This is a genomic window from Streptomyces sp. JJ66, assembly GCF_019303495.1.
Taxonomy (GTDB): Bacteria; Actinomycetota; Actinomycetes; order Streptomycetales; family Streptomycetaceae; genus Streptomyces.
In genome coordinates this window covers 198,908-221,385 of record NZ_JAEVFI010000002.1, presented here as the reverse complement: position 1 = coordinate 221,385, position 22,478 = coordinate 198,908, and the positions used below count along the sequence as shown (strand labels likewise).

At 72.8% G+C, this 22,478-nt stretch carries 16 protein-coding genes; 13 read left to right on the top strand and 3 right to left on the bottom strand.

From position 1 onward, the window contains the following. Positions 1–72: 72 nt before the first annotated feature. Positions 73–1,647, bottom strand: coding sequence for a recombinase family protein (locus JJV70_RS02990; protein ID WP_308294651.1), 1,575 nt, complete (start codon positions 1,645–1,647; stop codon positions 73–75). Between the two features lie 234 nt (positions 1,648–1,881). Continuing rightward, complete coding sequence (locus tag JJV70_RS02985; protein ID WP_219046034.1) at positions 1,882–3,066, bottom strand: Ig-like domain-containing protein; 1,185 nt, start codon at positions 3,064–3,066, stop codon at positions 1,882–1,884. Positions 3,067–3,292: 226 nt separating this feature from the next. Here JJV70_RS02985 and JJV70_RS02980 point away from each other — a divergent pair, with 226 nt between their 5' ends. The 10 genes from JJV70_RS02980 (at position 3,293) to obgE (ending at position 16,447) form a co-directional block, all read left to right on the top strand. Then, complete coding sequence (locus JJV70_RS02980) at positions 3,293–4,465, top strand: peptidoglycan bridge formation glycyltransferase FemA/FemB family protein (RefSeq protein ID WP_219046032.1); 1,173 nt, start codon at positions 3,293–3,295, stop codon at positions 4,463–4,465. 158 nt (positions 4,466–4,623) lie between these two features. Continuing rightward, a complete protein-coding gene (murJ, locus tag JJV70_RS02975) occupies positions 4,624–6,234 on the top strand; it encodes a murein biosynthesis integral membrane protein MurJ (RefSeq protein ID WP_257573289.1) in 1,611 nt (536 codons plus the stop codon). Between the two features lie 82 nt (positions 6,235–6,316). Further along, a complete protein-coding gene (locus JJV70_RS02970) occupies positions 6,317–7,000 on the top strand; it encodes a response regulator transcription factor (RefSeq protein WP_219046029.1) in 684 nt (227 codons plus the stop codon). Then, positions 6,997–8,502: a HAMP domain-containing sensor histidine kinase gene (locus tag JJV70_RS02965; protein ID WP_219046027.1), complete on the top strand. Its 1,506-nt coding sequence runs from the start codon at positions 6,997–6,999 to the stop codon at positions 8,500–8,502. The genes JJV70_RS02970 and JJV70_RS02965 overlap by 4 nt, the downstream gene beginning before the upstream one ends. Beyond that, complete coding sequence (locus tag JJV70_RS02960) at positions 8,499–9,083, top strand: hypothetical protein (RefSeq protein ID WP_219046025.1); 585 nt, start codon at positions 8,499–8,501, stop codon at positions 9,081–9,083. The genes JJV70_RS02965 and JJV70_RS02960 overlap by 4 nt, the downstream gene beginning before the upstream one ends. A gap of 183 nt (positions 9,084–9,266) precedes the next feature. After that, positions 9,267–10,025, top strand: a complete 759-nt coding sequence (locus JJV70_RS02955; RefSeq protein ID WP_219046023.1) for a TIGR03936 family radical SAM-associated protein — start codon at positions 9,267–9,269, stop codon at positions 10,023–10,025. A 240-nt stretch (positions 10,026–10,265) separates the two neighbouring features. Beyond that, positions 10,266–13,976, top strand: coding sequence for an Rne/Rng family ribonuclease (locus JJV70_RS02950; RefSeq protein WP_219046022.1), 3,711 nt, complete (start codon positions 10,266–10,268; stop codon positions 13,974–13,976). Positions 13,977–14,241: 265 nt separating this feature from the next. Beyond that, positions 14,242–14,562 carry a 50S ribosomal protein L21 gene (gene rplU, locus JJV70_RS02945; protein ID WP_219046021.1) on the top strand — a complete coding sequence of 107 codons (321 nt, stop codon included), beginning with the start codon at positions 14,242–14,244 and terminating at the stop codon, positions 14,560–14,562. 14 nt (positions 14,563–14,576) lie between these two features. Next, a complete protein-coding gene (rpmA, locus tag JJV70_RS02940) occupies positions 14,577–14,834 on the top strand; it encodes a 50S ribosomal protein L27 (protein WP_219046020.1) in 258 nt (85 codons plus the stop codon). 170 nt (positions 14,835–15,004) lie between these two features. Continuing rightward, positions 15,005–16,447: a GTPase ObgE gene (gene obgE, locus JJV70_RS02935; protein ID WP_219046017.1), complete on the top strand. Its 1,443-nt coding sequence runs from the start codon at positions 15,005–15,007 to the stop codon at positions 16,445–16,447. A 129-nt stretch (positions 16,448–16,576) separates the two neighbouring features. Here obgE and JJV70_RS02930 read toward each other — a convergent pair whose 3' ends face one another. Continuing rightward, entirely contained in the window at positions 16,577–18,700 is a 2,124-nt protein-coding gene (locus JJV70_RS02930; protein ID WP_374227236.1) for a hypothetical protein, read from the bottom strand. A gap of 427 nt (positions 18,701–19,127) precedes the next feature. Between JJV70_RS02930 and proB the strand changes: the two genes are divergently transcribed. The 3 genes from proB (at position 19,128) to JJV70_RS02915 (ending at position 22,417) form a co-directional block, all read left to right on the top strand. Next, the gene (proB, locus tag JJV70_RS02925; RefSeq protein ID WP_219046013.1) at positions 19,128–20,255 is read left to right on the top strand and encodes a glutamate 5-kinase; all 1,128 of its coding nucleotides are present in this window, start codon (positions 19,128–19,130) and stop codon (positions 20,253–20,255) included. A 272-nt stretch (positions 20,256–20,527) separates the two neighbouring features. After that, the gene (locus tag JJV70_RS02920; protein ID WP_308294664.1) at positions 20,528–20,923 is read left to right on the top strand and encodes a hypothetical protein; all 396 of its coding nucleotides are present in this window, start codon (positions 20,528–20,530) and stop codon (positions 20,921–20,923) included. 180 nt (positions 20,924–21,103) lie between these two features. Then, positions 21,104–22,417 carry a glutamate-5-semialdehyde dehydrogenase gene (locus JJV70_RS02915; protein ID WP_219046009.1) on the top strand — a complete coding sequence of 438 codons (1,314 nt, stop codon included), beginning with the start codon at positions 21,104–21,106 and terminating at the stop codon, positions 22,415–22,417. Positions 22,418–22,478 lie beyond the last annotated feature (61 nt).

Sequence of the window (22,478 nt, the reverse complement as noted above, 5' to 3'; positions counted from 1 at the left end):
CGATCGTCAAGCCATTCGGTCGAGCCCCTGTCCTGACGTCGTTCGGAGAGACAGGGCAGGGGCACAGCTTCGTCAGAGCTTGGCGGCGAAGTCGTCGCTCTTGATGACGAGACGCTCGCGTACGTCGCGAGGGATCTTCAGCCGCAGGTGCACGGACGGGGCGCGCACCCCCTTGACCTTCGTTCGGGATACCTCGCACGTGACACCCACTCGGCGCAGGTCTTCGGCCATGGCCTCCATGCCTCCCGCTTCCCACATCTCGCGGAACGTCTTGCCGTTGTGGACGAGGGTCCAGCGGTCCTGCGTGGTCTCGGGGTCGATGGCGCTCAGTTCGTCGGTGAGCCTGTTGAGTGTCTTCTCCGCCTGCTCCCTAGTGAACCGGGTCTTCGTGTACGTGCCACCTGGCTCAAGCCCCGTCATGTAATAGGCGATGGCCTCTTCGAGGCGCTTCACTTCGGCGCGTGCCTCTGCGCCTTGGGCGTACTCCCGGACCTGTACGGGGAAGTCCCCAAGAACTCGAAGGACGTCGCTCACCAGCACGTCGTACACGCCCTCTGGGTTGGGTGCCCCGAGCCCTCCGCTCTTGCAGTTCCCGCACCGCAAGTAGGCGTAGTCCCGGCCCTTGTGGCTCGTCTTCTGCACGGTCATGTTGGTTGAACAGTCGGCGCAGATCAGTACGCCAAGGAACTGCGTGGCTCCGCCTCTCTGCCGTGCAGGCTGGTTCCTGCTTCGGTGGTCTAGCGCCGCTTGAAGCGTTTCGAACTCCTCCTCAGTGAAGATCGGGGGAGCGACCCGTATGGGCTTGCCGTCGTTGCCGAGAACAAGCCTGCTGCGCCGCACCCCGCCCTGCTTGTTCTCCTCGACCCTGTACCCCAGCAGCGCCGGGTTACGAAGGCGGCGGAGGAGAGTCGACGGGGTGAGTCCGGCGGACATGAGACCGGAGCGGACGATGCACAGAACCATGTGACGGGCGGACACCCCTCGCAGAGCCATACGGCGCGCCCAGTGCAGCGCTTTGCGCGCGTCGGGTTCGATGGCAAGGGCAGACTTTCCGTTGATCCTCGCCGTGACGTAGCCGTATGCGGGCTTGCCGACAAGCCATGCGTCCTGAGTCCGGGTGTAGTCCCACAGCGACGTCACACGAGTGGATGTGTTCGACGCCTCGATCTCGGCAATCCCACCGATTAGGGTGACCATGGTCCGGCCGACAGGCGTGCTGAGGTCGATCGGGTCGTTTTTCGAGACGAGGTTCTTCCCGTACCGCTCGCACCACTCGATCATGGTGGAGAGGTCCGTCATGCGGCGGATGAACCTGTCGAGCTTCCAAAAGAGCAGAGCATCGAAATCGGGGGTGCGGTTGTTGAGCCACTCGCCGAGTTCCTTCCGCTTCCACGGCGGAACCTTCGTCGCTGATACGTTGAGGTCCGAGGCGACGCCGACGACGCGGTACCTCATTTCCCTGGCGAGGATGCGGAGGTCGAGCTCCTGCCGCACAGGCGACGTAGTGTCCTCTGTCAGCACGGATAGCCGGGTGGAGAGCAGGGCTCGGGGAGCGTCCTCGGGAAGCAGGGCCTCTGCCCTCTTCAGCTCCTCCAACAGGGCCAGGTCTGATGCGGTCCACTCGGTCTCTGCGTCGTACTTCTTCACGTCGCCGGACACTACAGGATGGATTTAGATACGTGTCTTTGTAGCTACAGATGAACACCTCCATCCATTCGCCCCACCGGCAAGAAGCTGCTCCCGCTGACGGTCAAGCAGTAGCCATACCAGCGGGGATGCCTCTGCCGGAGGGCTGGGACGCTGGTCGGCGAGACCGGGGCGTCAGGAGCCGCGTGGCCGGTGCCGTGCGGGTGCCGCCAGGGACAGCCCGGCCGCGCGGGCTCAGTGCAGGGCGCTGCGTTGCTGCCAGTCGGCCCAGGAGAGGTTCCAGGCGCCGAAGCCGTTGCCCGGTGCGACGAGGCCCTTGGTGTCCTCGCCCGTGATCTCGAAGGGGTCGCCGGGGCGCACCTGGGCGTAGAACCAGGCGGCGTCGGCGTTACTCATGCCGATGCAGCCGGAGCTCTTGTTGACCTTGCCCATCACCTTCTTGTTCCAGGGCGCGGCGTGGGCGTACATGCCTGACCAGGTGAGCCGCATCGAGTAGTCGACCATCTTGTCGTAGGTGGTGCCGAGGCCGACGGTCTCGGAGTTCATGTTGATCGTGCCCTCCTTGGACATGAGGACGGCGGTGCCGCCCCAGGAGCGCTTGACGCCGCCGGGGGTACCGCCGGAGACGGGGATCGTGCGCACCCGCTGCCCGTCACGTACGAGCGTGAGCTGCTTGCGGTCGAGATCGACCTGGACGATCTGGCGGGAGCCGACGGTGAAGCTGGTGGTGTAGTCGCGGACGAACCAGCCGCCGTCGCCGGAGTCGGTGCCGTTCAGCTCGGCGGTCAGGGTGACCTCGGTGCCGGGTTTGAAGTACTCCTTGGGGCGCCAGTCGATCCGGTCGCGGCCGGTGTAGTCCTCCAGCCAGGCCCAGGAGCCCTCGGTGCCGTTGGAGGTGGTGACCTTCAACTGCCGTTCGACGGCGGCCTTGTCGGTGACGGGGTGATCGAAGACGAGGGAGATGGGCTGGGCGACGCCGACGGTGGTGTCGGCGCCGGGCCGCCAGTCCACCTTGTTGACCTGGTCGGCCTCGGCGGTGGTGAAGGCGGACTTCACCGTCTTCTCCCGCCCCGCCGGGGAGGCGGTCACGGCGGTGATGGTGTAGGAGGCGCCCGGGACGGCCTTGCGCTGTGACGTCCAGCCCGTGCCGTCCGCGTCGAGTTCGCCGTCGAGAACGGCGCCGTCCGCGTCGGTGACGGTGACCGAGGTGAGCGTGCCGCCCGCCACCTTGACCTGGACGGGCTGACCGGCCTCGACGTCCTCGCCGTGCGGGGTCACCGTCACGGACACGGGACGGTCGTCGCCCGTGGCCCCGCCGCCCTTGCCGTCGTCGGCGCCGGTTGCCGAGGACGAGCAGGCGGCGAGCGGCAGCAGCAGGGCCGCGACCGCCACCGTGCGCCGCGTACGTATGTGGTTCATCGGATTCCCCCGTCACATTCCATGGGTGTCGCAGTGGGCGTACGTGGACTGTAGAGCCGGGAAAGCGCAGGTGAGCCGGGTGTTGGCCAGATGAGGGCGGACCGCGACGGAACGGTCATCGTCCGGTCACACACGTCGCGCGGAGCGGTCATGGACGGCTGTGAGCATCCTCGGCGTCCGGGGAGACCCGGGCGTTCCCGAGAGACCCGACAGAGAGGCTCACACCGTGTCAGCGTTGCTCGCGCCGGCCGACCGTGGTCAGCAGACACCGCTCGGTCCCATCACCGCCGCCGCGTACCGCGGGTTTCTGGAGTCGCCCGAGGGGGCCGCACTGGGCGCCGCGTTCTTGCAGTGCCCGTCCTGGGCGGAGGTCAAGGAGGGCTGGCAGGGCCGGTTCGTGGGCTGGGGGCCAAACCCGGCGTCGGGGCGGCTGTCCGGGGTGGCGCTGGTGCTGCTGCGGCAACTGCCGGGTACGCGTAAGTTCTTCGCGTATCTGCCGGAGGGACCGGTCGCCGACTGGGCTGACCCGGCCATCGACAGCTGGCTCGCCCCGCTGCTGCGGCAGCTGCGCGCGGAGGGCGCGTTCGCGGTGCGGATCGGGCCCTCGCCCGCGTACCGCCGCTGGAGTGCGGCCCGGGCGAAGTCGGGGACCGGTCCCGGGCGGCGGCTGTCGGACGTCCTGGCGAGCGAGGTGGACCCGCTGGGCACGGCCGTCGCTGAGCGGCTGCGGGCACGCGGCTGGCAGCGGTGCGGCGGGGAGGAGGACGGGGACGCGCAGCCACGGCACGTCTTCCGGGTGCCGCTCGCTGGCCGCACGCCGGACGACCTGTGGTCGGGGCTCAACCAGGAGTGGCGGCGCAACGTGCGGCGGGCACAGAAGTCCGGGGTGGAGATCGTCGTCGGCAGCGCCGCCGACCTGCCCGAGTTCTACCGGCTGCTGCGGATCACGGAGGAGCGGGACGGCTTCCGGCTCGGCCGGCCGCTGGCGTACTACCAGCGCCAGTACGCGGCCCTCAACGCCGAGGAGCCGGGCCGGATGAGGCTCTACCTCGCCCGGCACGGCGGTGAGACGCTCGCCGCCCACACCATGATCCGCGTCGGCCGCCGCGTCTGGTACCAGACCGGGGCCTCGGCCGACCACCGCCGCGAGGTCCGGCCCTCCAACCTGCTCCAGTGGCGGATGCTGCTCGACGCCCAGGCGCTCGGGGCCGACGTCTACGACATGCGCGGGGTACCCTCCACCCTCGACCCTGACGACCGCCCGTTCGGGCTGCTGCGCTGGAAGCTCGGCACCGGCGGGGAGGTCGTCGAGACGCTGGGGGAGTGGGAGAGACCGTTGGACGGCCCGGCCAACCACGCGCTGTACCGCGCGTTCCAGACGTATCTGACGCACCGGTGACGGCGGCGCACCCGGCCTCCGCCGCTTCCGCTGAGGCGACGCGCCCGGCGGCGGAGGAAGCGGTGCTTACGGCGGCGGCGGAGGAGGTCGCGCGCCCGGTGGCGGCCGCCCCCGCCACGGTGGCGCGGGCGCCGTCCGTGCTGCGCAGCGGTGCCGTCATGGCCGCCGGCTCGGTGGTGTCGCGGGCGACCGGGTTCGCGCGGTCCGCCGTCGTCGCCGCCGCACTAGGCGTCGGGACGGTCGCCGACGGGTACGCCGTCGGCAACGCGCTGCCCACGATCGTCTACATGCTCCTGCTGGGCGGTGCGCTGAACGCCGTCTTCGTGCCCGAGCTGGTCAGGGCCGCCAAGGAGCACGCGGACGGCGGCGTCGCGTACACCGACCGGCTGCTGACCGTCTGCGTGCTCGCCCTGCTGGTGCTCACCGCGGGCGCGGTGTGGGCGGCGCCCGCGATCGTCGGCGCCTACACCGACTACCCGTCAGGACAGACCGCCATGACGGTCGCCTTCGCCCGCTACTGCCTGCCGCAGATCTTCTTCCTCGGGCTGTTCACCCTGCTCGGCCAGGTGCTCAACGCCCGTGGACACTTCGGCGCGATGATGTGGACGCCCGTCCTCAACAACGTCGTCGTCATCGCCGTCTTCGGGCTCTACCTCACGGCCTTCGCCACCGGGGACGGCGCTGTGCTGAGCCCCGGCGAGACGGCGCTGCTCGGCTGGGGGACGACGGCGGGCATCGCCGTCCAGGCCCTTGCCCTGCTGCCCGCGCTGCGGGCGGCCCGCTTCCGGTACCGGCCCCGCTTCGACTGGCGCGGCAGCGGGCTCACCCGGCCGTTGCGCAACGCGGGCTGGCTGGTGCTGCTGGTGCTCACGAACCAGGCCGCGTACTGGGTCACGACCCGGCTGGCGACGACGGCGGGCCTGCACGCGGAGGCGTCCGGCGTCGAGGGTGGTGCCGGGTTCAGCGCGTACACCAACGCCTACCTGCTGTGGGCCGTGCCGCACGGGATCATCACGGTGTCCCTGATGACCGCGCTGCTGCCGAGGATGAGCGCGGCCGCCGCCGACGCGGACACCACGGCTCTGCGGCGCGACGTGTCGTACGCGCTGCGCACCAGCGGGGCGGCCGTCGTACCGGCGGCGTGCCTGCTCCTCGCCCTCGCACAGCCCGTGCTGACGCTCGTCTTCCAGTACGGCGAGACCAACGCGGCGGCTGTCGCCGTCATGGCGGGCACCCTGATGGCGTTCGCCCCCGGGCTGATCGCCTTCAGCGGACAGTACGTCCTCTCCCGCACGTTCTACGCGCTGTCCGACACCCGCACCCCGTTCCTGCTCAACCTGCTGATCGCGGGCCTCAACGCGGGCCTGTCGGTGGCGGCCTACCTGCTGCTGCCCGCGCGCTGGGCGGTGACCGGCATGGCGGGCGGCTACGCGCTGGCGCTGTGGGCGGGCTGGGCCGTGACGGCTCTCGTCCTGCGGCGCCGGCTGACGGCGAGCGGGCCGCCCGGTGCGGGGAGCCCGGGAGCGCCGCGACGCACCCCCGGGCGCACGCTCACCGCGCAGGCGAAGCTGCTGGCCGTCGCCGTGCCCGCGACGGTGCTCGGGTACGCCGCCGCCCGCTGGGCGGAGCACGGCGGGCCCCTGGCGTCCGCCGGGGCCGGGGCGGCGGTGATCGCCGGAGTGTTCGTCCTGCTGGCCCGTCCGCTGCGGCTCACCGAGATCGACGCCCTCGTCACCGGCGCCGTCGCACGGCTGCGGCGCCGCTCATGACCCGGCCGCCGCGTATGACCCCGGTGCCGCTCATCCCCCCGGCCCGGCGCCGGACCGCCCCCGACGTCTGGATACTGGTGTCATGCCCCGCGTACTCCTGATCGAAGACGACCCTTCCGTGCGCGAGGGCGTGGAACTCGGGCTGCGTCGCCGTGGCCACCAGGTGCGGACCGCCGGTACCGGCGAGGCCGGGCTCGCCGCACTGCGAGAGTTCCGGCCCGACCTGCTGTTGCTCGACCTGATGCTCCCCGGCATGAACGGGGTGCAGGTCTGCCGCCGGGTGCGGGAGGACAGCCAGCTTCCGATCATCATGCTCACCGCCCGTGGCGACGACTTCGACGTCGTCATCGGCCTGGAGGCCGGGGCCGACGACTACATCGTCAAGCCCGCCCGCGCCGAGGTCATCGAGGCCCGCATCCGGGCGGTGCTGCGCCGGGTCGAGGAGCCCGCGGCCGGGCGGCCCGCCGTCGAGTTCTACGGTGCGCTGGCCATCGACCGCGCCGGGATCGCCGTGGCCAAGAACGGTGAGCAGCTCACCCTCGCGCCGTCCGAGATGAAACTGCTGCTGCATCTGTCCGCCGCGCCCGAGCAGGTCTTCAGCCGCCAGCAGTTGCTGGAGCACGTGTGGGAGCACAGTTACCACGGCGACGCAAGGCTCGTGGACGCGTGCGTGCGGCGGCTGCGCCACAAGATCGAGGACGTCCCGGGCAGCCCGCGCTACATCCAGACCCTGCGGGGCTTCGGTTACCGCTTCGGACCGCTGTGAGGCTGCGGCCCCGGCCCTCGCGCGGGCCGGCTTGGCAGGGGGAGGCTCCGGGCAGGCGGCGCCTCTTCGGCCTGCGGGCCCGCCTCGTGCTGGCCTTCCTGCTGGTAGCCGCCGTCAGCGCGGGCACGACCGCCGTGCTCACCTTCCGTGAGGCGCGCAACGCGGTCCTGGCGACGGCCCAGGACACCGCGGTCACCTCCTTCCGCTCCCACGTGCGCGAACTCGGCATCCACCTTCCGGTCAGCCCTCCCGACCTGGAGTTCGCGCTGCGCGAGATGGCCAGCGACGGCAGGCCGCGCCCGTGGTACGTCTACGCCGAGTATGGCTCGCAGCGCTTCTCCTCCGCGACCAACCCCACGTCCACGGTGCTCACGCCCGAGCTGCGCCGCAGGGCGCACGCCAGCCCGCGCGGCAGCTTCCAGCGGGTCGTCAAGGACGGGGTGCCCTACCTGGCCATGGGCATGCCGGTCGTGTTCGAGGCCGGGAAGGGCCGGGGCGTGCCCACGGGCCTCGTCCTGTTCGCCGTGATGCCCCTGCCCGAGGAGCAGGCGAACGTGGAGGCGCTCGTCGTCGCCGCGAGAGACGGTGCGCTGCCGGGCCTGGCCATCGCTGTGGTGCCCGCGCTGATCGCCGCACGGGGCGTGCTCCGCCCGGTGCGCGAGTTGCGCAAAGCCGCCCAGTCCATGGGGCGTGGTCGCCTCGACACCCGTATCCAGGTCAGCGGCCGAGACGAACTCGCTGACCTGGCACGGACGTTCAACGAGTCAGCAGGCGAACTGGAGCGTTCCGTGGACGAGCTGCGGCAGGCGGAGGCGCGTGCCCGCCGCTTTGCCTCCGATGTCTCGCACGAGCTGCGTACCCCGCTCGCGGGGATGCTCGTCGTCACCGAAGTCCTCGACGAGGACGCGGACCGCCTCGATCCCGACACCGCGCGGGCGGTCCGGCTGATCAGCGCGGAGACCGGGAAACTCGCGGTGCTCGTGGAGGACCTGATGGAGATCTCCCGCTTCGACGCCCACGCCGCCGAGCTGAACACCGACGAGGTCGATGTCGCGCAGACCCTGCACAAGACGCTGGAGCGGCGGCGCTGGACCGACGGGGTGGTCACCGACCTCCCGGACGGTATCCGGGCCCAACTCGATCCGCGCCGCTTCGACGTCGTCATCGCCAACCTGGTCGGCAACGCGCTGCGGCACGGCGGTGTACCCGTCACGGTGACGCTGCGTACCACCACCGGAGCCGACGGGACAGCATGGCTGGTCACCGAGGTCACCGACGAGGGGCCGGGCATCCGGCCGGATGTCCTCCCGCACATCTTCGACCGCTTCTACAAGGCCGACGCGGCCCGCACCCGCTCGGCCGGCAGCGGCCTGGGCCTGGCCATCACCGTGGAGAACGTCAGACTGCACGGCGGCACCGTCCGCGCCGCGAACCGGCCCGGCGGAGCCGGCGCCGTCTTCACCGTCGAGATGCCGCTGCGTCCGGGGGAGGACCCGGCATGAGACGACCTCGGGTGGCCGTCCTCCCTGCCCTCCCTGCCCTCCCCGCGCTACTGCTCGGCGGCTGCGCTGTCCCCGAGACGGACGTCATCGAAGCGGGCGGCCCGGCCGCTGTCGAGGTGTATCCGTACCCGACCACCGGGATGGTTCTCTTCTTCCGGTCGTCCGAGGGGCGGCTGATGCCCGTGGTCCGGTTCGAGGAGGACGCCCCCGACGTCCCCACCGAGGCCGACACGCCGGGGGTCTCGACACCCGAGACGCTCGCGACGCTCTTCGCCGGGCCCCTGCCGGGCGAACGGGAGGCCGGGCTCACCGGCGGCCTGCCCGACTTCCCGTCCGAGGGCGTCGCCCGGTCGGTGACACACCCCAGGGGTGGGGTGGAGGTGACCCTGCCGATCGCCCTCGCCGAACTCGACGACCTGGCGGTGCGGCAGGTGGTGTGCACGGTCGCGTTCACCGAGGACGCCGAGGCCCGTACCCGGGTCCGTCTGCGGGGGACCGACACCGCGCTGCCGTCGGCCGGGTGCGGCGTGACCGTTGACCTCGGCGGCACCCCGACGTCCGCCACCCCCGCTACGGGTTAGCCTGCCGCCGGGCATGGTGGAACACCTCCCGCTGGGTCCCGCCCCGATGGCCCGCCGGGTCGGCAGTAGGCTGAGCAGTGCCGATCCGTACCGCGTCGCGGCCGCACCACGGCCCGGCGCACCGCACAAGGAGAAGGACCCCTGGGGAAGCGACAGCCCGAAGGCCCGCCGCCCGCACCCGCTGTGCAGCGCGTGCGCCTGCGCTACACCAAGCGCGGCCGCCTGAGGTTCACCAGCCACCGCGACTTCCAGCGTGCCTTTGAGCGGGCCCTGCGCCGCGCCGAGGTACCGATGGCGTACTCGGCCGGTTTCACCCCGCACCCCAAGGTCTCCTACGCCAACGCCGCGCCCACCGGCACGGCCAGCGAGGCGGAGTTTTTGGAGATCGCCCTCACCGAGCGCCGTGACCCGGCCCGGCTGCGTGAGCTGCTGGACGCGTCCTTGCCCCCGGGGCTGGATGTGACCGACGCCGTCGAGGCCCACACCTCCGGCTTCGCCGACCGGCTCACGGCCTCCCGGTGGGAGCTGCGGATGGACGGTGTCGAGCCCGCCGAGGCCGAGCGGGCGGTGCGCGTCTTCCTCGACGCGCCGAGCGTCGAGGTCCAGCGCGAGACGAAAAAGGGGTTGCGTACCTTCGACGCCCGTGCCGCCGTGGCGGCTCTCGCGGTGAAGGACGCCGACGCCGCAGCAGGGGGCGATAGGCCCGGACCGGCTCCTTGTGCGATACTGCGCCTGGTAGTGCGGCACGTGACACCTGCCGTACGACCCGACGACGTCCTGACCGGACTCCGCACGGCGGCCGGCCTGGCGCCGCCGGTCCCCGCAGGGGTGACCAGGCTGGCGCAGGGACCGCTGGACGAGGAGACCGGGACGGTGACCGATCCGTTGGCGCCCGACCGCGACGCTACCCCCGTCGCGACGGCGCCCGGGCCGACCGCTTAGGGCCGACGTCGCGGCGCCACCTTCGAGCCAGGCACCAGGGAGCCACCCGGGTACCGCCGGACGGTCGGCGCACCCACCGACAGACTTTCGCCGTAGCCGGGTCAGTGGCACGGAACCGGCGAGTGAGACAACAGCTCCCGTGCGGCGCCCGCGCCCCGGCTCGCGACACCGTCCCGTTGCCGCGAGCCGTGGTGGGCGCGAGCCCAGCACACCCGGGAGCGTGACGGGAGACACCCCCGGATGCTCGAACCAACCGACCCCGCAGCTCCGCCGGAGCACACCGAGGACGCCAGCCCCAGCGGTACCCTGCCGCCGCGCCGACGCCGCCGGGCCGCCAGCCGCCCGGCTGGAGCCCCCGCCCCGGCGCCCGAACCGGCACCGGCCGCGTCCGCCGAGGACGCCCCGTCCGCCGCCGCGCCGCAGGCTGCCGAGCGGGCCGAACGGGTCACCGCACCGGCTCCGGACGCGGAGACCGCTGCCGAACCGGCGGCCAAGCCCGCCCGCACCCGCCGCCGCGCCACGCGCAAGGCCGCCGCACCGCCGCCCGGCTCCGAGCAGCCCGCCGCCGAAGACGCCGCCGTGGCCACCGCGTCTGCCGGCCCGCGCCCCACGGACGCGCCGGTCGAGCCGGAGACGCCGCAGCAAGAGGAACAGAAGCCTCACAAGACCCAGAAGGGTCCGAAGGCCCAGAAGGCCCAGAAGACCCAGGAGCCTCAGAAGACGCAGAAGAAGTCACGGAAGGCGCAGAAGGCCCCGGCAGCGGAGCCCGGTGGGGGCGAGGAGACCACCGCGCAGGAGCCCACCGGCCCGGCGCTCTCGGCGGCCTCCCTCTTCCAGGCCCCCGTCTTCTCCGAGCCCAGCTTCCAGACGCCGCAGAGCGTCGCGGCCGCCGGGCAGCGGGCGGAGGCCGAGGCTGCGGAGGCCGAGCCGGAGCGCCCCGCCCGCCGACGCCGCCGCCGCGCGGACGCCGACCAGGACGAGCGGCAGGCACCCGCCGCCGGGACCACCGAGCCGGCCGAGTCCGAGGACGAAGCCCAGGACGAGGCCCACGAGGCTGACACGGACGCCGACGGCCGCCAGGAGTCGGAGGAGGGTGGCGAGCGTCCCGCGCGCCGCCGTCGCCGGGGCGGTCGCCGCCGTCGCCGGGGAGACAACGCCGACGAGTCCGAGGGTGCCGAGCAGGACTCCGGGGAGGAGTCCGCGTTCGCCGAGGGCGCCGAGGAGGAGACAGGGGGCGAGAACGACGCTCAGGACGACGCCCAGGACGAGGAGGGCGGTTCGTCGGCCACCAGCAGCTCGCGCCGTCGTCGCCGGCGCCGCCGCCGCAGCGGTGACGGTGAGGGCGGCTCCGGTGAGGGCGAGGCGGGGGACGACCCCGAGCGCACCGTCGTGAAGGTCCGCGAGCCGCGCAAGAAGAAGGCGGAGGACGAGGGTGACGGCGTTCAGGCCGTCAGGGGTTCCACCCGGCTGGAGGCCAAGAAGCAGCGTCGCCGGGAGGGCCGCGAGCAGGGCCGCCGCCGGGTGCCGATCATCACCGAGGCCGAGTTCCTCGCGCGCCGCGAGGCGGTCAAGCGGGAGATGATCGTCCGGCAGAGCGGCGAGCGTACGCAGATCGCGGTGCTGGAGGACGACGTCCTCGTCGAGCACTTCGTGAACAAGGAGGAGTCCCACTCCTACGTCGGCAACGTGTACCTGGGCAAGGTGCAGAACGTGCTGCCGTCGATGGAGGCCGCCTTCGTGGACATCGGCAAGGGGCGCAATGCCGTGCTCTACGCCGGTGAGGTCAACTTCGAGGCGCTGGGCGTCTCCGGTGGCCCGCGGCGCATTGAGACGGCGCTGAAGTCCGGCCAGTCGGTGCTGGTGCAGGTCACCAAGGACCCGATGGGGCACAAGGGTGCCCGGCTGACCAGCCAGGTCTCGCTTCCGGGCCGCTACCTGGTGTACGTGCCCGAGGGCTCGATGACCGGGATCAGCCGCAAGCTGCCCGACACCGAGCGCTCCCGGCTGAAGACGATCCTGAAGAAGGTCGTCCCCGAGAACGCGGGCGTCATCGTGCGCACCGCCGCCGAGGGTGCCAGCGAGGCTGAGCTGGCCCGCGACGTCCAGCGGCTGCAGGCGCAGTGGGAGGACATTCAGCGGAAGGCGCAGAAGGGCAACGCCCCCACCCTGCTCTACGGCGAGCCGGACATGACCGTCCGCGTGGTGCGCGACATCTTCAACGAGGACTTCACCAAGGTCGTCGTCAGCGGTGCCGAGGCGTGGGAGACCATTCACGGCTACGTCTCGCACGTCGCGCCGGATCTCGCCGAGCGGCTGCAGAAGTGGACGTCCGAGGTGGACGTCTTCGCCACCTACCGGATCGACGAGCAGCTGATGAAGGCGCTGGACCGCAAGGTCTGGCTGCCCAGCGGCGGCTCGCTGGTGATCGACCGGACCGAGGCGATGATCGTCGTCGATGTCAACACCGGCAAGTTCACCGGCCAGGGCGGCAACCTGGAGGAGACGGTCACCAGGAACAACCTGGAGGCGGCCGAGGAGATCGTGCGCCAGCTGCGGCTGCGCGACCTCGGCGGCATCATCGTGATCGACTTCATCGACATGGTGCTGGAGTCCAACCGGGAGCTGGTACTGCGGCGCCTGCTGGAGTGCCTGGGCCGGGACCGCACCAAGCACCAGGTCGCCGAGGTGACCTCGCTCGGCCTGGTGCAGATGACCCGCAAGCGGGTCGGCCAGGGCCTGCTGGAGTCCTTCTCCGAGCCCTGCACGCACTGCAACGGGCGCGGGCTCATCGTCCACATGGAGCAGGCCCACGCGCCGGCCGGCGGTGGTGGCGGCAAGCGCGGCAAGAAGAAGGGCAAGGGCGGCCAGCAGGAGGCCCCGCAGGCCGAGCCGACGCCCGCCGGGCCGGCCGCCGAGCCGGAGCGGGCGCCGGAGCCTGAGCCGCAGCCGGTGGCTGCGGAACCCGCACCCCGGCCGGAGCCGTTCGAGCCCGACGACGAGCTGTACAGCAGCGTCGCGGAGGCCGAGGAGGCCGCGTCGCGGTACGGCCGCCGGGGTCGTCGCCGTGCGTCCCGCCGCGCCGGTGCGCCGACGACGCCGGAGCCCGCCGAGGCGCCCGCTCCGGAGCCGGTGGCCGTCGAGCCCGTCTCCGGTGAGCCGGTGGCCGTCGAGCCCGCCGCGCCTGAGGTGACGCCCCCCGAGCCGGAGCCCGCGCCCGCCGCCCGCACCCGGCGCCGGGGCAGCCGCAAGGTGTCCGTGCCCGCTGGTGCCCCGGTGGCGTCCGATGAGGACGCGGTGACCGTGGTTCCCGCGTCCGCACCGGCGCCCGAGCACCCGACCCGGCCCGAGCCGGTCGCGCAGGCACCCGCCGCCGAGCCCGCTCCCGCCCCGCGCCGCCGGGCCAGCCGCAAGGCGACGGCACCGGCCGGTGCGCCCACGGAGTCACCGGAGGCGGCCGTGACGGTCATCTCCGCAGGGGCGCCCGAGACCGCCCCGGAGGCCGCCGGGCCCGTCGCGGAACCGGCTCCGGCGCCGGAGCCCGTCGCGGCGGCAGCAGGTCCCGCCCCGCGTCGCGTCACCCGCCGGGTGTCCGCGCCGGTGTCGGCACCGGAGACCCAGGCACCGGAAGCGATCGTCCTGCCCGCCGCCGCGCCGGAACAGGGAGCCGCGCTGGAGGAGGCGGCGCCGGAGAAGCCCGTGAAGAAGACGGCGAAGAAGGCGCCGGCGAAGAAGGCCGCCAAGAAGGCCCCCGCCAAGAAGACGACGGCCAAGACGACGGCGAAGACGGCGGCGAAGAAGACCACCGCCAAGAAGGCCCCCGCCAGCTCCACGGCGAAGAAGGCGACGGCGAAGAAGGCCACGGCGAAGACGGCGGCCAAGAAGACCACCGCCAAGAAGACGGCGACTGCCACCGCCGGGGCGTCCGCTTCGCCGGAGTCCGCCGAAGGCTGACGGACTCCGCCGGCCGGGGAGGGCGGACTACGGTCCGTCTCCTCCCCGGCCGGGGGCCGGGCCGGTTTGACCCTGCTGGTCATGGGCCCGTAACCTTGACCGTCGGCGTGTCACTGTGCACGCCGTGCCTCTGAGCACCTCCCTCCTCTCCGGTCGTCCGGCCAGGGGAGAGGCCGCTGACATCCCCCGGATCGCCGCGGACGTCGAGTCCGCGCGCGGGCGGCTGGCATCAGGGGCTTCGACTACGAGTGAAAGAGAGTTCCGCGTGTACGCCATCGTGCGCACCGGCGGCCGCCAGCAGAAGGTTGCTGTCGGCGACGTCATCGAGGTTGACCGTATGTCCGCGAGCAAGGTCGGCGACAGCGTCGAGCTCTCCACCGTGCTCGTGGTTGACGGTGACGCCATCACCAGCGACCCGTGGGTGCTCGCCGGCGTGAAGGTCCAGGCCGAGGTCGTGGACCACCACAAGGGCACCAAGATCGACATCCAGAAGTACAAGAACAAGACCGGTTACAAGAAGCGCATCGGCCACCGCCAGCTGCACACCGCGCTGAAGATCACCGGCATCGACGCCCCGGCGAAGTGAGGGACTGAGAACAGATGGCACACAAGAAGGGCGCATCGTCCACCCGGAACGGCCGCGACTCCAACGCCAAGCGCCTCGGCGTGAAGCGCTTCGGCGGCCAGGTCGTGTCCGCCGGTGAGATCCTGGTCCGCCAGCGCGGCACCCACTTCCACCCGGGCGCGGGCGTCGGCCGCGGCGGCGACGACACGCTGTTCGCGCTGTCCGCCGGTGCCGTGCAGTTCGGCACGGCCCGTGGCCGCAAGGTCGTCAACATCGTTCCGGCCGGCGAGTAACAGCCACGCGCCGGGTCACCGGCTCCGGAACACCACACGGCATTCTGTCGAGGGCGGACCGCCTCACTCGCGCCACGCGCGGGGGGAGCGGCTCCGCCCTCGGCGTGTTACCCAGCGTGTGGCGGGCGCCGCGCCCGTCGCACTGAACCAGCCAGCCGGGAGGCACCTTCATGACCACCTTCGTGGACCGCGTCGAGCTGCACGTCGCCGCGGGCAACGGGGGCCACGGCTGTGCCTCCGTGCACCGGGAGAAGTTCAAGCCGCTCGGTGGCCCGGACGGCGGCAACGGCGGCCGGGGCGGCGACGTCGTCCTCGTCGTCGATCAGAGCGTGACGACGCTGCTGGAGTACCACCACAGCCCGCACCGCAAGGCCACCAACGGCAAGCCGGGCGCGGGCGGCCACCGCGCCGGGTCCCACGGTGAGGATCTGGTGCTGCCGGTGCCGGACGGCACGGTGGTGCTGGACAAGCGCGGCAACGTGCTGGCCGACCTGGTGGGCGAGGGCACCACCTTCGTCGCCGCCGAGGGCGGCCGGGGCGGCCTGGGCAACGCCGCGCTGGCCTCACCCCGCCGCAAGGCCCCCGGTTTCGCCCTGCTGGGCGTGCCCGGCCAGGTGCGGGACATCGTGCTGGAGCTGAAGACCGTCGCCGATGTGGCGCTGGTGGGCTACCCGTCGGCGGGGAAGTCCTCGCTGATCTCCGTGCTGTCCGCCGCCAAGCCGAAGATCGCCGACTACCCGTTCACCACGCTCGTCCCCAACCTCGGCGTGATGACGGCCGGTGCGACGGTCTACACGGTCGCCGACGTGCCCGGGCTCATCCCCGGCGCCAGCGAGGGCAGGGGCCTGGGCCTGGAGTTCCTGCGGCACGTCGAGCGCTGCGAGGTGCTGGTCCACGTCCTGGACACCGCGACGCTGGAGTCCGGCCGCGACCCGCTGTCCGACCTCGACGTCATCGAGCGGGAGCTCACCGAGTACGGGCGCGGCCTGGCCGACCGGCCCCGCATCGTGGTGCTGAACAAGATGGACGTGCCCGACGGCCGGGACCTGGCCGAGCTGGTGCGACCCGACCTCCAGGCGCGCGGCTACCGGGTCTTCGAGGTCTCCGCGGTCAGCCGCGAGGGCTTGAAGGAGCTGTCGTTCGCGCTCGCTGGCCTCGTCGCCGAGGCGCGTGCCGCGCGGCCCCGGCAGGAGGCCACCCGCGTCGTCATCCGCCCGCAGGCCGTGGACGACAGCGGTTTCACCGTCACCCGGGAGGGCGAGGGCGTCTTCCGCGTGCGCGGCGACAAGCCCGAGCGCTGGGTCCGCCAGACCGACTTCAACAACGACGAGGCCGTCGGCTACCTCGCCGACCGGCTGAACCGCCTCGGCGTGGAGGAAGAGCTGCTGCGGGCTGGTGCCCGTGAGGGTGACGGCGTGGCCATCGGCCCGGAGGAGGACGCCGTCGTCTTCGACTGGGAGCCGACCGTCATGGCGGGCGCCGAGATGCTGGGCCGCCGTGGCGAGGACCACCGCATGGACGGCGTACGCCCGGCCGCGCAGCGCCGCCGCGACCGCGACGCCGAGCGCGACGAGGCCCACCAGGAGTACGAGGACTTCGACCCGTTCAGCTGACGGGCCGGGTTGACGTAACGGGACAGTGGCCGCCCCCCAGCGGGGAGCGGCCGCTGTCCTTATGCGCCGCAGCCAGCGGACGGAGCGCACGACCGGCGCGGAGCACGTGGACCCTAGGTCGTCAGCGGCCTAGGCCGTCAGCGAGTCCTCGGGCTCTTCCGCGTCACCCGGGGCGGCGTCACCCAGCCGTGCGCGCGTCGTCTCTTTCAGCTCCTCCTCCTGTTCCGCGCGGCCCGGCTGCCCGGCGGCCGAACGGGCCATCCGGGCGCGACGGGCGTCCGCGCGGGCGCACAGGGCCTGCACGGCGGAGTTGAAGCGGACCAGTGAGGGCGGTTCCGCCGGGCCCAGCAGTTGCGTCTTCAGCGCGGCCCGGGCCCCGGCCAGCGGGTCGAGCTCCGGGTCGCGGACGGCGGCCAGCGGCTCCGGAAGCCCGGCCGCGTCGGGCGTCAGCACGGTGGCCGCGCGCACCGTCGGGAACGCGGCCCGGTAGTGCGCCTCGTCCAGCCCGCTGGTGTTGACCACCGCGTAGGGCTTCTCGCTGCTGAGGTAGTCCGAGACGACGCTGGAGACGTCGCTGATCAGCAGGTCCGCCTGGTTGAAGCAGGAGAAGATGCCCGGCCGTGGCCCGACCACGACCTGGTGCTCCCACGGGGGCAGCGACGCCCAGAAGGCCGCCTCCCACGCCTCCTGCGCGGCCGCCACGGCCTCGGCCCGCCCCGCCTGGGGCCGGGACTGCACCAGCATGCGCTCGGTGTCGTCCGCACTGGCGCGGAACGCGACGGCGGCCAGCCGGTCCAGCTCCGTGGTGCGCCGCGCCAGCTCGGCGCAGGCCCTTGCCCCGGGATCGGCGCGGCCTGGCTCGGCGGCCCGGGCGGCGTTGGCCTCGGCGATCAGCGCGCGGATGCGCTGGTCGGCCTGTCCGGCCCGCGGGTCCACGGAGCCGGTCATCGGGTGCGGCTTGTACAGCAGCCGCACGCCCGGGTCGGCGAGCAGAGCGCGGACCAGGTTCTCCCCGGCCAGCATGATCGAGGTGTTGCCCGGGTCGTCCGTCCAGCCTTCCCAGGTGGGGGCGTACAGCACGGTCGTCCACGGGCCGGTGGGCGGACCCGAGGCGGGCTGCACCGGGGCGAGCTGTGGCCGTCCGACCTCCACCACGTCGCGGTCGTCCACACCGATGTCCGCCAGCTGGTAGCGCTCGCGGGCGGCCGGACCGGCCACCCACACCTCGTCGTACGCCTTGGCGTAGGGGTTGCAGCTGGAGAGCTTGTCGCTCTCGCCGTGGTTGACGAACGTGTGCTTGATCGTCGGGATGCGCAGCACTTGCGAGGTCTTACCCGAGTTCGCCGGGTGGATCATCACCTTCAGCGACGAGTGCTCCAGCGTCATCAGGTGCGCGACCTTCGGGATGCACACAATCGGCACGTCGGTGGCCTCGATCTTCTGCACCATGAACCGCTCGCGCAGCACGATCAGCGGCCTGCCGTCCAGCGCGGCCAGCGTCGACAGCCACATGTTGGCCTGGTAGGCGGAGCTGGCGCCGCCGGAGAAGTACAGGGCGTGCGTGGGCTGGTACTGCTTCAGCCACTGCTCCAGCCACTCCAGCACGGCCTCCTCGCCCGGCGCCCGCCTGCCGCGCAGCAGCCAGGTGGCGGCCCACACGGTACCGCCGAGGAACAGCGCCAGCGAGGTGCCGACGCCCACCAGCCCCCACACCGCCTGCTCCGTGTTCGCGGACAGCAGCAGACCGGTCGTGGCCGGGACCATGAACACCAGCAGCCGGCGGCCCGGCTGGCGGGCCAGAATGCGCGGCGGAGCGGGACTGAGGTGCAGCGCGGACACGTCCACGTTGCGGGTGAGCACGGGCAGCGCCCGGTTGCGGCGGATCAGCAGGGCCACGGCCTGGCAGGCGAAGTGCGCCCCGTACGCGCACACCAGCCCCGTCACCAGCGGCCACTCACCTGTCGGGTTGAACCCGGGCAGGCGCACCAGGCCGAGCAGCAGGATCATGTCGCGCATGAGCTGCCGCGTCGAGGCGTCAAAGCGCACCCGGACCAGCAGCGCCAGCAGGTGTGGGTAGCGGTGGTGCAGGAGCAGGTCGAGAGCGAGCCCGGCGGCCGAGGCGGCGATGAACAGCGGCACGTTGGGCAACAGCGCCCCGGTGAGCTGGGCGGCCAGCAGCGCCAGCAGGCCGAGCAGCGCGGCGAGCTGTCCCTTGCGTTGAATGAGAAGTCCGGCGAACGACACGGGTGGCATTCTCTCGTGGAGTGGGAGCGGGGGCGGACGCGGCAGCGCCGTCGAGGAACGGTGGCGTGTGCCTGACCGTATGTCGGTCGAACACGCCCCGACCATTCCGCTCCCAAACCCTACGTGCCCCTCACTCCTGGGCGTCACCCACCCGCCCCGGCCGTCGTGACGGGGACCGGCACGCGGTGGCGGCAGTGCCGCTCGCCCGTGCCCGCGCGCCCCAGGGGGAAGATCCGAGACTGGGGCGGGAGGCGCGGGGGCGTGCCACCCCATGCGGGACAGGGCCGGCCCCGCCTAACCGTGGCCCGGTGCGGCGGCGGGGCGGAGGCCCTGGTGTGTGTCCGGGGCATGGACCGGCGCGCGGAGGGTGCGGCGGCTGGCGTAGATTGCGGGCGTAGGCGCACGAACGCACGATGACACCGCAAGGGGGGCACAGGTGGCAGGCGCAGGCGAGGGCATCCGCCGCGATGTCGAGCACGCACGGCGCATCGTGGTCAAGGTCGGCTCGTCCTCCCTCACCACCGCCGTCGGCGGCCTGGACGCCGACCGCGTGGACGCCCTGGTGGACGTGCTCGCCAAGCACGGCGACAAGGAGATCGTGCTCGTCTCCTCCGGTGCGATCGCGGCGGGCCTGGCCCCGCTGGGCCTGCCCACCCGTCCGCGCGACCTCGCGCGCCAGCAGGCCGCCGCCAGTGTCGGTCAGGGCCTGCTCGTGGCGCGCTACACCGCCTCCTTCGCCCGCTACGGCCGCCGCGTCGGCCAGGTGCTGCTGACCTCCGACGACACCAGCAGGCGCGGCCACTACCGCAACGCCTACCGGACGCTGGAACAGCTGCTGGCCATGGGCGCGGTGCCGGTCGTCAACGAGAACGACACCATCGCCACCGACGAGATCCGCTTCGGCGACAACGACCGGCTCGCCGCTCTCGTCGCCCACCTGGTCCGCGCCGACCTGCTGGTTCTGCTCTCCGACGTCGATGGCCTCTACGACGGCGACCCGAGCCTGCCCGGCAGCACCCGCCTCGACGAAGTGCACGGCCCCGCTGACCTGGCCGAGGTGTCGCTGGGCAGCGTGGGCTCGTCTGGCGTCGGCACCGGCGGCATGGTGACGAAGGTTGACGCGGCCCGGATCGCCGCGGGCGCGGGCATCCCGGTGGTGCTGACCTCGGCCAGCCGGGCCGCCGACGCGCTGGCCGGACGCGTCACCGGCACCTTCTTCCACCGCACCGGCCGCCGCTCGGCCGACCGCCTGCTGTGGCTGGCGCACGCTTCCAGTCCGCAGGGCGCCCTCGTGCTGGACGCGGGTGCGGTCGAGGCCGTCGTGGAGCGCCGCACCTCGCTGCTGCCGGCGGGCGTGCAGCGCGTGGAGGGCGACTTCTCCGCAGGCGACCCCGTGGAGCTGCGGGACGCGCACGGCAACGCCGTGGCGCGCGGCCTCGTCAACTTCGACGCCAAGGAGATCCCGCAGCTGCTGGGCCGTTCGACGCGGGAGCTGGCCCGCGCGCTCGGCCCGGCGTACGAGCGCGAGATCATCCACCGCGACGACCTGGTACTGCTGCGCTGAGCCGCCGTGTGCGACCGGAGCGTGCGCATCGCTCGCACACGGCGTAAGCATGAGACCGCAGGCGTCAGCCTTTCCCGGGACAGGTTCGCCAAAACCCCCACGCGGGTGGCGCCGGACTGGTCAACTGTGGTGCGGCGGAACGCATCGCCGGGCGTCCGCCGCGTCCGTGACGCTGGCAGCGCAGAACACCAGGAGCGCAGAAGGAGGCCGCCGTGAGACGACTGGTGAGCGTCGGCGAGGGCACTTCCGAGCGGGGCTCCGGGCAGCACGTGGTGCCGCCGACGGTCCCGCAGCAGGGGACGGACGCCCGCACCGCGCGCGGCGAGGCGAACCGCCTGTGGCACGTGACCCTCAGCGTCTCCGGGGCCCAGGCGCCGCTGGGTGAGGTACGGCGCGCTCTGGAGCAGCTCGCGCACGACCACCCCTTCCTGCTGACCAGCCGCTACGCCAACGACCACGCCGAGATCCGGTACTGGGAGGAGGCGCGTGACCTGCGTGACGCGGCCGCCCTGGCGCTGCGGCTGTGGGGCGAGCACCGGGCCAGCGCGCAGCTGCCGCCGTGGGAGATCGTCGGGCTTGAGGTGATCGACCGGGTCACGTACCAGCAGCGCGTGGCCGAGGGGTTCGGCCCGCCCCCGGCCGCGCCGGTCGGCGTGCACCCGTTCTGACCCGCCGCCCGTCCGAACCCGCCGCCCGCACCCCGCTCCGTCCCGAACCCGCCGCCCGTGCGCCCCGCTCCGCCGCCCGCTCCGAGCCGCCACACCTCCCGCCGGCCCCGGCCGTGACCGGCGTCTCGCTGCGTGGACGAGGCCGTGGGACCGGCCCGTCGCCTGGCTTACGCTGGCCGCATGAGCAGCGCTGTCACGCCTTCCCCGACGCCCGCCGACTCAGCCGCCGCGAACGCCCCGGCCGAGTCCTCCGCCGTGCGCGAGACCGCACGCAGGGCCCGGGAGGCCGCCGCCCACCTCGCCCCACTGCCGCGCACCGCACGCGACGCGGCGCTGCTCGCGATCGCCGACGCCCTGGTGGCCCGCACCGACGAGATCACCGCCGCGAACGCCGAGGACGTGGCCCGGGCCCGGGAGGCCGGTACCGCCGAGGCCATCATCGACCGGCTCACCCTGACTCCCGAGCGGATCACCGCCATCGCCGCCGACGTGCGCGACGTGGTGGCTCTGCCCGACCCGGTCGGCGAGGTGCTGCGCGGCTCGACGCTGCCGAACGGCCTGGAGCTGCGGCAGGTCCGCGTGCCGCTCGGCGTCGTCGGCATCATCTATGAGGCCCGCCCGAACGTCACCGTGGACGCTGCGGCGCTGTGCCTGAAGTCGGGCAACGCGGTGCTGCTGCGCGGCTCGTCCTCCGCCTACTCTTCCAACACCGCGCTTGTCGCCGTGCTGCGCGACGCGGTCGCGGGCGTGGGGCTGCCCGCCGACGCGGTGCAGCTGGTGCCGGGCCTGAGCCGGGACAGCGTCACCGAGCTGATGACCGCCCGTGGCCTGGTGGACGTGCTGATCCCGCGCGGCGGCGCCGCACTGATCAAGACCGTCGTCGAGGGTTCGACGGTGCCGGTGATCGAGACCGGCACCGGCAACTGCCACGTCTACGTGGACGAGCACGCGGACGTGGACATGGCCGTGGACATCCTGGTCAACGCCAAGGCCCAGCGCCCCAGCGTCTGCAACGCGGCCGAGACGGTCCTCGTGCACGCGGGCCTCGCCGAGGTCTTCCTGCCGCGCGCGCTGAAGGCGCTGGCCGACGCCGGTGTCACGGTGCACGGTGACGCGGCCTGGCAGCGGGCGGACGACAGCGTCGTGGCCGCCACCGAGGAGGACTGGGAGAGCGAGTACCTCTCCTACGACATCGCCGCCGCCGTCGTGCCGGACCTGGACGCCGCCGTCGCCCACATCCGCCGCTACAGCTCCGGGCACACCGAGGCCATCGTCACCCGCGACACCACGGCGGCCCGCCGCTTCGTGTCCCGGGTGGACTCCACCGCCGTGATGGTCAACGCCTCCACCCGGTTCACCGACGGCAGCCAGTTCGGCTTCGGCGCCGAGATCGGCATCTCGACGCAGAAGCTGCACGCCCGCGGCCCGATGGGGCTGCCCGAGCTGACGTCCACCAAGTACGTCGTCACCGGCGACGGCCACGTGCGTACCTGACGCCCGGCGCCCACCGGCCGCGTAACACCCCGCGCACGGGCCGCCGGGGCGGGGAGGCAAT